Annotated in this window: 1 protein-coding gene; it reads right to left on the bottom strand. The window is 67.6% G+C overall.

Annotated elements, in window-relative coordinates:
• Positions 1–32: 32 nt before the first annotated feature.
• A protein-coding gene (locus tag ACEPPI_RS40495) for an IS3 family transposase (protein WP_373920237.1) occupies positions 33–1,195 on the bottom strand; the annotation gives its coding sequence in 2 pieces (ribosomal slippage) (positions 33–908 and positions 911–1,195; 1,161 coding nt in all).
• Positions 1,196–1,264: the final 69 nt, after the last annotated feature.

Below are 1,264 nucleotides of genomic sequence, written 5' to 3' on the forward strand. Positions count from 1 at the left end.
GGGTCTGATGCAGGTTCGGGTGACAGGTTGAGTCACGCGGCCTGGAGGGCCGGTGTGGTCATGACGGTCTCGAATTCGACGGGGGTCAGTCGGCCGAGGGCAGCTTGCCGGCGACGGCGGTGGTAGGTCCGCTCGATCCAGGTCACGACGGCGATCCGTAGTGCCTCGCGGGTGGCCCACTTCCTGCGGTCGAGGACGTTCTTCTGCAGCAGGCTGAAGAAGGACTCCATGGCCGCGTTGTCGGCGGCTGCCCCGACTCTCCCTATCGACCCGGCCATCCGGTGCCGGTCGAGCGCCCTGACGAACTTCCTGGACCGGAATTGCGAGCCGCGATCGGTGTGCAGGATGCATCCGTCGACGTTTTCACGCCGGGCCACGGCGTTGTCCAGGGCGGCCACGGCCAGGCGGGACTTCATCCGCGTGTCGATGGAGTAGCCCACGATCCTGTTGCTGAAGACATCCTTGATCGCGCAGAGATACAGCTTGCCGTCGCCGGTGGCGTGTTCGGTGATGTCAGCGAGCCACAACCGGTTCGGGCCGGCCGCGGTGAAGTCACGACGCACGAGATCGTCATGCACCGGCGGGCCGGCCTTCTTGGTCCGGCCGCGCTTCTTCCCGAACACGCTCCACCAGTGGTTGTCCCGGCAGATCCGCCACGCGGTCCGGTCCGCCATGGCGGCCCCGGTGCTGCGGGCCTCATCGGCCAGGAAGCGGTAGCCGAACTCCGGGTCCTCACGGTGGGCGTCGAACAGCGCGTTCGCGCGATACGCCTCCTCGAGAACGGAGTCGGCCACCGGCTGGTCGAGCCAGCGGTAGTAGGGCTGTCTGGCGAGCTTGAGCACCCGGCACGTCACCGTGACGGGCACGCCGTCCCCGGCCAGCTCTTTCACGAGCGGGTAGATCCTTTTCCCGGCAGATGCGCCTGCGACAGATAGGCCGCGGCCCGGCGCAGGACCTCGTTCTCCTGCTCCAGCAGCTTGATCCGCCGACGTGCGTCCCGCAGTTCCGCGCTCTCCTGGCTGGAGGTCCCGGGCTTGGAGCCGTCGTCGATGTCCGCCCGGCGCATCCACTTCCACAACGTCATCGGGTGGACTCCGAAGTCGGTGGCCACCTGCTCGACCGTCACACCCGGGCCGCGGTTCCTCGCGACCCGCACGACGTCCTGGCGGAACTCTTCCGGATAGGGCTTTGGCACAGCGACATCCTTCCCACCTGCCCCACAGGGCAAGCCAGTTCAGATGTCACCCGATCGTGCGGCAGACCC

The sequence above is a fragment of the Streptomyces sp. AB3(2024) genome (genome assembly GCF_041862025.1).
Taxonomy (GTDB): Bacteria; Actinomycetota; Actinomycetes; order Streptomycetales; family Streptomycetaceae; genus Streptomyces.